At 73.7% G+C, this 8,159-nt stretch carries 4 protein-coding genes; 2 read left to right on the top strand and 2 right to left on the bottom strand.

Annotated features, from left to right (window positions below; genetic code table 11):
* Window positions 1–13: 13 nt before the first annotated feature.
* Together G6R24_RS15720 and G6R24_RS15715 are read right to left on the bottom strand one after the other, a co-directional pair.
* Window positions 14–565, bottom strand: coding sequence for a GNAT family N-acetyltransferase (locus G6R24_RS15720; RefSeq protein WP_163549995.1), 552 nt, complete (start codon window positions 563–565; stop codon window positions 14–16).
* Between the two features lie 109 nt (window positions 566–674).
* Window positions 675–2,852: an anthranilate synthase family protein gene (locus G6R24_RS15715; RefSeq protein WP_225438593.1), complete on the bottom strand. Its 2,178-nt coding sequence runs from the start codon at window positions 2,850–2,852 to the stop codon at window positions 675–677.
* 246 nt (window positions 2,853–3,098) lie between these two features.
* Here G6R24_RS15715 and G6R24_RS15710 point away from each other — a divergent pair, with 246 nt between their 5' ends.
* Together G6R24_RS15710 and G6R24_RS15705 are read left to right on the top strand one after the other, a co-directional pair.
* Window positions 3,099–3,593: an NUDIX domain-containing protein gene (locus G6R24_RS15710; protein WP_225438592.1), complete on the top strand. Its 495-nt coding sequence runs from the start codon at window positions 3,099–3,101 to the stop codon at window positions 3,591–3,593.
* A gap of 359 nt (window positions 3,594–3,952) precedes the next feature.
* On the top strand, window positions 3,953–8,159 hold a 4,207-nt coding region (locus G6R24_RS15705; protein ID WP_163549994.1), incomplete at its 3' end, for a type I polyketide synthase.

Genomic DNA, 8,159 nt, shown 5'->3' with positions numbered 1-8,159 from the left:
TCTGCATAAGCCTCTAGGAATCCCCGGTCTTCAGGCCGGGGAGGATGTCAACGATCCCGGGATACACGGCGACCGGGGTGAACCCGGCCGCCGTGTGCAGCCCGACGCTTGCCGGATTCGGCAGCGTGATCCCGGCGTAGACGTTCAGATAGCCAAGGGCACGCAGTTCGGCGAACAACCGTGCGTACAACCGCCGCCCGAGCCCCCGCCGGTGAAACGCGGCCGCCAGGTACACCGACGCGTTCACCGACCACCGGTAGGCCGCCCGCTGCCCATGCGGCGCGGCACAGGCGTACCCCGCGATCACCACACCGGCCCGCCCGCCGTCCGGTACGCCGTCCGGTACGCCGTCCGGTACGCCGTCCGGTACGCCGTCCGACGGGAGGGTGGGCGTGGCCTCGGCGACGAGCCAGGGCAGGCGGGGGACAGCGGTCATGCGGGCGCGGATGGCCTCGACGGTCGGGATCTCCTCCTCGAACGTCGCCGGGCTGCCGGTCACGAACGGCCCGTACACCGCCTGGATACCCGCGGCGTCCGACAGCCGCGCCGCCCTGATCCTGACCACCGATCCCATGGCCCTCCGTCCCGTCTGATCCGGTGCCGCCCTGCGTCACGCGTCACGCGTCACGCGTCGTGCGTCCTGCTTCGTGCGGTGCTGTCCGGTGCCGCTTGAATTATCCGACCGGGACGATCGGTGCGGCCGCGAACAGGGTGTTCAGTTCGGTACGCAGGATGTCCAGACCGTCCCGGCTGAGCACCGACTCGGGATGGAACTGCATCCCCACGAACGACGGCCCCCGCAGGGCATGCACCGTCCCGTCACTGCGGTCCCGCGCCAGCCGCACGGGCCCGAACCCGCTCCGAAACAGCTCCCCTTCGGACGAACCGCCTTCGGACGGGTCGCCCTTGGTGCTGGCCACCGCTGCGAACGTGGAGTAGTAACCAACGCGGCGCGGACGGCCGAACAGGTCGATGGTGCGTCCCAGGCCCTGGTGCGGGTCGGGACGTCGACGCAGCGGCAGGCCGAGGACGTCCGCGAGCAGCTGATGGCCGAGGCAGACGCCGAGCAGTGGCCGTCCCAGCGCCAGCCGGTACTCGGCGAGCCGACGCAACGCGGCCATCTTCGGATCACCGCCGCGGTACGCCAGTGGATCACCCGGCCCCGGCCCGAGAACCAGCAGATCCACCGCGTCCACCTCAGGCACCGCGTCCACCTCGGGCGCCGGGGCGGTGCGGTCGTCCGTCGGCGGCGTCACCTGCGACCAGGGGCGGACGGTGACCATCAGCCCAAGCGAGCGCAACTGGTGGGCGAGCATCACAGCGAACGCGTCCTCGGCATCGACGACCAACACCGACCGTCCCGCCAACAACGGTTCCGCGGAACCGGTCTGGGACGGGTGTTCCGCGGAACCGGGTGGGATGGCCTGGGGTGGGAGGGGCCGACGGGGTGAGCGGTGGAACCAGAAGGTGGCGAGGTCGGTGTTGCGGCTGGCGAGGACGGCGGCGATGACCGGGTCCTCGGTGCGAGGGGTCGGCAGGGTCGGCCGGGTCGGCTGGGTGGGGGCGGGGCGCAGGCCGAAGGCGGCGAGGATGGCGGCGGCCTTGGTGTGGGTTTCGGCGGTTTCGCCCGACGGGGTGGAGTGGCGGACGAGGGTGGCGCCGACGGGGAGGCGGAGCCGACCGTCGGGGGTGAGCTCGGCGGTGCGGATCAGGATGGGGGCGTCGAGGGTCTGGCGTCCGGTGGCGTCGAAGCCCAGCAGGGCGGCGACGCCACCGTAGTAGCGGCGGCCGCGGCGTTCGTGGCGGGCGAGGACGCGCAGGGCATTGTGCAGGGGGCTGCCGGTGACGGTCGGGGCGAACATCGTCGCGCGCAGGATGTCGCGGACGTCGGCGTCGCTGTGGCCGGTCAGGAGGTACTCGGTGTGCACGAGCCGGGACATGCGTTTCAGGTGCGGTCCGACGACGCGTGCGCCGTCGTCGGTGAGCGCCGCCATCATCTTCAGTTCCTCGTCCAGGACCATGGACAGCTCGTCGATCTCCTTCGCGTCGTTGAGGAACCGCATCAGCCCCGCACGCGCCGCCCCGGACGGATCGGACAGGTCGAACGCATCAGGCGGGTCGGACGGTAGTCGGTGGGTGCCGCAGATCGGGTTCATGGTCACCTGGCCGTCGACGGCGCTGACGTGGCGTTCCGGTGTCGCGCCGACGAGGGTGCGCCGGCCGGTGTGGATGAGGAACGTCCAGTAGGCACCGGGTTCGGTGTGCAGCAGATGGCGCAGCGCGGCGAGGGCGGCGTGCGGCGGTGGGCCGTCGAGGGTGGCGGTGTACGTCCGGTGCAGGACGAAGTTGGAGCCCTCACCGTGGCCGATCTCGTCCCGCACGACCGCGCGGACCTGCTCGGCGTACTGGTCGTCGTCGAGGTCGAATCCGCCGCCGTGGACGGAGGGCCCATCGGTGGGCAGGACGGCGAGGGCATCGCCGAGGGGAACGCGCAGGTGCTCGGTGACGCGCAGCGCCTCCAACGGGCTGCCGTCGTCGACGCAGGGCAGACCGACCTCGGTGAGCTGGCGAAACGGCACGATCGCGAGGACACGCGGCCCGGTGCTGCCCGGCGGCAGCGGCAGATCGGCGATGCGGGCGACGGTGATCAGCTCGCCGCGCAGCAGCTCCAGCTCCAGCTCCAGCTCACCACGGTCGGCGTCGGCGTCGGTCCCCGCGCGCCGCAGCAGCGCGAACGGCCCGGGATCCTCACCGGCGGCGCACGCGGCGACCAGCCGGCGCAACACCTCGGCCGGCGGTGGTTCGGCCGGCAACATCTTGGCCGGCGGCAGTGCGGGGTGGTGTGGGTTCATCGGTGACGACCTCGTCGAGTGGGACGGGACGCGACGCCGTGGACCGGGGTCGTCCGGTGCCCGTTCGCGAGCTCGTCCCAGGTCGAGAAGAGTGACCCGAGGGAGATGCCCGCCGCAGGAGACAACAGCGACCGCCGGAGGGGCGGCCGCGTGCTCGGATGCGGGCTACGCGCGCGTGGAGACGGCCGCCAGGATGACGGCCCGCCACAGACCTCTGCGCGCGAACATGCTTCTACTCTAAGGGATATGACGACCCCGGACGCCGCTGCCCAGCTCGCATGGCAGCGCGGGTTGCCCCGCAAGCGGATGAACGCGGCGTGTCTGCTGGTCGACGGTCACAGCCGCGTCCTGCTGGTGAAACCGACCTACCGGCCAGGCTGGGACCTGCCCGGCGGAGTCGTCGAGCAGGACGAGTCGCCGTACGCCGCGGCCCGCCGGGAGGTCGGCGAGGAGCTGGCCCTGGACCGCGTCCCCGGCCGACTGCTCGCGGTGGACTGGGTGCCGCCCTCGCCGCTGCGCACCGAGGGCCTCGCCCTGGTCTTCGACGGCGGCCTGCTCACCGACGACGACGCCGCCCGCATCCGCCTGCCCGCCGACGAACTCGCCGACTGGACCCTCGTCCCCGAGGAGAACCTGTCCGACTTCGCCCAGCCGCATATCGCCCGCCGCCTGCACGCCTGCCTCGCCGCCCTGCGCACCGGCAGCTCCCTCTTCCTGGCGGACGGCCTCCCACCCGGCTAGCGCCCGGTCCACTGAACGTTTCCGGCTGTGAGAAGCGGCTGCGGGCGGCCCCCCTCTCGCGGACGGCCCCCTCCGGCTGACCACGGCGTGGCCGGGGCCGCGATGGCACCTGCCGGGTAGCCCTGACGCGCGGCCGGCGGTGTGGTGACCGGCGCCCATGGCGAGTGGCTTGACCTGCGCGGATGTGCGTTGCCGCGAGGCGTCCAGGCCAGGGGTGGGGCGCTGTAGGCGGTGGCCCGGTCAGGCGGAATGGCCTGCCCTTTTTGGCTGCTAAGACAGTATTTGCCCAGATGTTCGGGCCAGTGAGTTCGCCATGTGCTGCCGCCGTCGCCGCGTTCCGATCAGGTGGGAGTCTCCGCATGCCCCAGTCGCGCCAGGTCCCGGGCTCCCCTCGAGACGGCGCGGCCACCTCGCGTGCGCGGTGGCGGGCCCGCCTGGCCGGACGGTCGGCGCCAGCCCAGCACGACCTGCTCCTGGCGGCCATCCGCACCGCCATCCACGATGCCACCGCCACGCCCAGCCCTGCCGCCACTCCCAGCTCCGCGGCCGCACCCAGCGCCGCTCCCAACACCGCCGCTGCCGGCTTGGACGCGCAGGCGTCGTGGCGGGCGCTGGGGGTGTACCGCGGGATCGCCGAGCGGCTGCGTGCGGTGCTCGGGGAGGAGACCGGGCTCGTCCTGCCGGCGACCATGTTGTTCGATCTGCCCACACCGGACGCCCTCGCCGGCCATCTGCGTCGCACGCTGCTCGGGGAGCCGCGCGACACCGCCACGTCAGCCGGCCCGGGCACCGCGTCCGACCCGGTGGGCAGGCCGCCCGCGGTGGCGGACGATCCGGTGGTGATCGTCGGCATGGGCATCCGGTTGGCGGGGGGCGTCGACTCGCCGCAGGCGCTGTGGGAGCTGGTCGGCGCCGGCCTGGACGCGACCGGTGACCTGCCGGACGACCGGGGCTGGGACCTCGACGCCCTCTACGACCCGAGTCCGCATGCGAGTCGGGCGGGCACCGCCTACACCCGGCGGGGTGGGTTCCTGGCGGGCATCGACCGGTTCGACGCGACCTTCTTCGGCATCGGGCCGCGGGAGGCGGCGGCCATCGACCCGCAGCAGCGGCTCATGCTGGAGACGTCCTGGGAGGCGCTCGAGCATGCCGGGATCGACCCGCGTTCGCTGCGCGGAAGCCGCACGGGGGTGTTCACCGGCACCTCCCTGGCCGACTACGGACCGTCCTGGCATGTGGCGCCGGCCGCCGCTCAGGGACAGCTGCTCACCGGGACCGCACCCGGGGTCATCGCCGGACGGGTCGCCTACACCTTCGGCCTGGAAGGCCCCACCCTGGCCGTGGACACGCAGTGTTCCGCCTCGCTGGTCGCGGTGCATCTGGCCGCCCAGTCGCTGCGGGCGGGGGAGTGCGAGCTGGCGCTGGCCGGCGGGGTCACCGTCATGTCGACGCCCGGCATCCTGGTGGAGTTCAGCCGCAAGCGCGGCCTCGCCCCGGACGGACGGTGCAAGGCCTTCTCCGTCGACGCCGACGGCACCGGCTGGGCGGACGGCGCCGGCGTCCTGGCGCTCGAACGGCTCTCCGCCGCCCGGCGTCACGGCCACCGGGTGCTGGCTGTCATCCGGGGCAGCGCGGTGAACTCCGACGGTGCCAGCAACGGGATGACCGCGCCGAACGGGCTGTCCCAGCAGCGCCTCATCCGTGCGGCGCTCGCCAACGCCGGACTGCGCGCCGCCGACGTCGACGCCGTCGAGGCCCACGGCACCGGTACCGCTCTCGGTGATCCGATCGAGGCGTCCGCGCTGCTGGCCACCTACGGTCAGGACCGCCCGCTCGACCGTCCGCTGCGCCTGGGGTCGTTGAAGTCCAACATCGGCCACAGCCAGGCCGCCGCCGGTGTCTGCGGCACCATCAAGATGGTGCAGGCGCTGCGGCACGAGACCCTCCCGCGGACCCTGCACGTGCGCGCCCCCTCCCCGCACGTCGACTGGTCCGCCGGTGCGGTCGCGCTGCTCACCGACCCGCTGCCCTGGCCGCACCACCCCGGTGGACGCCCCCGCCGCGCCGGTATCTCGGCGTTCGGTATCTCCGGCACCAACGCCCACCTCATCATCGAGGAAGCCCCACCCGAGCCCGAGCCCATCCGCGTCCCCCCGGCTGTTCCCACGGCCGGCACGCGGCCGGTGGCGCTGGTGCTGTCCGGACGGACCGACGCGGCGCTGCGCTCGGGCGCCGCGCGCCTCGCCGCGCACCTGCGCACCCATCCGCACCTGGATCTGTCGGACGTCGCCCATACCCTCGCCGGACGGACCCGCTTCGAACACCGAGCCGTCGTGCTCACCGACCTGTCCACCCCGACCTCGGCGCGGACAGCCGCCCTGTCGCCCGTGCCTGCCGGGATGTCGGCCGCCGGCCAGGTGTCGGCCGCCGGCCAGGTGGCGGGCGCGGCTGCCGGGGTGTCGGCCGCCAGCCGGGTGGCGGTGGCGCTGGAGGGGCTGGCCGAGGGGCGCGGCGCGCCCGGCGTCGTCCGGGGTACCTGTGCGCCCGGTGCGCGGGGGCGGCTCGCGATGCTGTTCACCGGCCAGGGCAGCCAGCGCCCTGAACTCGGCCGCGAGCTCTACCAGGCGTTTCCGGTGTTCGCCGCCGCGCTGGACGAGATCGCCGCCCGCTTCGACGCCCAGCTGGGACGTCCACTGCTCGACGTGATGTTCGCCCCGGCGGGCACCTACCTGGCCGCCCTGCTGGACCGCACCGAATACACCCAGCCGGCCCTGTTCGCCCATGAGACCGCGCTGTTCCACCTGGTCACCTCGTGGGGGCCGCGTCCGGCGCTGCTGGCCGGCCACTCCATCGGCGAACTCGTCGCCGCGCACGTCGCCGGCATCTGGACCCTCGACGACGCCGTCCGGCTGGTCGCCGCCCGCGGCCGACTCATGCAGGCCTGCCCGGCCGGCGGCGCGATGATCGCCATCCGCGCGACCGTCGACGAGGTGACCGTCGCACTGGCCGGCACCGGCGGACGGGTCACCCTCGCCGCCGTCAACGCGCCGTCCGCCGTCGTGATCGCCGGCGACACCGATGCCACCGCACACGTCGCCGCCACCTTCACCGCCCGCGGCGTCGCGACGCGCCGGCTCACCACCAGCCACGCCTTCCACTCCCCGCACCTGGACGGCATGCTGGACGACTTCCGCGCCGTCGCCGCCACCCTCACCTACCACGAGCCGATCATCCCGATCGTCTCGACGCTCACCGGCGAACTGTCCCCGCGCTGGATGCTCGAACCCGACTACTGGCCCCGCCAGGCCCGCGGCACGGTGTACTTCGCCGAGGCGCTGCGCCGCCTCGCGGCGGAAGGCGCCGACAGCTTCCTCGAGCTCGGTCCCGACGCCATCCTCACCCCCCTCGTCCCCGCCACCCTCGAAGACGACGACACGGGCGCCGGTGCCGGTGCCGGTGCCGCCGCCGGTGCTGGACGGCGTGCGCCGTTGGCGGTCGCGACGGCGCGAGCGCGACGCCCGGAGCCCGAGATGGTGCTCGGCGCGGCCGCGGCTCTGGACACCCACGGCATCGACGTCGACTGGCACGCGGTCCCCGACCGCCCCGGCCACCTCGTCGACCTGCCCACCTACCCCTTCCAACGCCGCCGCCACTGGCTGGACACCCCCGCCACCGTTCCCTTCGAGTCATCCACCCCGCCTGGGCCATCCACCCCGCCTGGGCCATCCACGCGTCCGTCGTCGACGGGATGGCACTACCGCACCGTCTGGCAGCCACTCGCCGATGCGGACGTGACCGCCGTGCTCACCGCGTTCGCCGGGATCAGCCCGTCCAGCCGGATCAGCCCGTCCGGCCGGAGCGGTCCGTCCAGTCAGGGCGGCCGGGTCGGCCAGCGCGGTCAGGTCGGTGGCGATGATCCGGGCGGGCGATGGCTGGTGCTCGTCCCACCGCGAGGTGCGGACCGGACGTTGGTCGCCCGGCTCGGCTGGGTCCTCGAGCGTCTCGGCGGCAGCGAGATCATCCAGCTCGAACATGCCGACCGTGCTGAGATCGTGGCCCGGCTCGCCGCTGTTCGGGCTGGTCACCCGACGCCGATCGGCGCCGTCCTCTCCCTGCTCGCGCTGGACGACACCCCCCATCCGGACCATCCGGGACTGACCCGCGGCCTCGCCCTGTCCGTCGTCTGCCCGCAGGCACTGGCCGACGCGTCCATCGACGCTCCGCTCTGGATGATCACCACGGGTGCCGTGGCCGCCGACGACGACCACCCCGTGACCCAGCCCGACCAGGCCATGGCCTGGGGCCTCGGCCGCACCCTGGCCCTGGAACGTCCCCACACCTGGGGCGGCCTGATCGACCTGCCTGGTCTGCCTGGTCTGCTCGGCGGGGACAGCGGGGACAGCGGGGCTGGCGGGCGTGGGATCGATGACCAGTCGCTGCTGTGGCTCGGTGTCGCGCTCACCGTGGGCGATGCGGCTGGCGGCGAGTTCCAGTTCGCCGCGCGGTCGACGGGGCTGCGCGTCCCACGGTTGGTGCGCGTGCCGATGCCGGCGGACGGGCTCGCGG

Origin of the sequence: Candidatus Frankia nodulisporulans (assembly GCF_902806475.1) — a bacterium.
In the GTDB taxonomy this organism is placed as follows: Bacteria; Actinomycetota; Actinomycetes; order Frankiales; family Frankiaceae; genus Frankia; species Frankia umida.
This window is presented reverse-complemented; position numbering and strand designations above follow the sequence as displayed.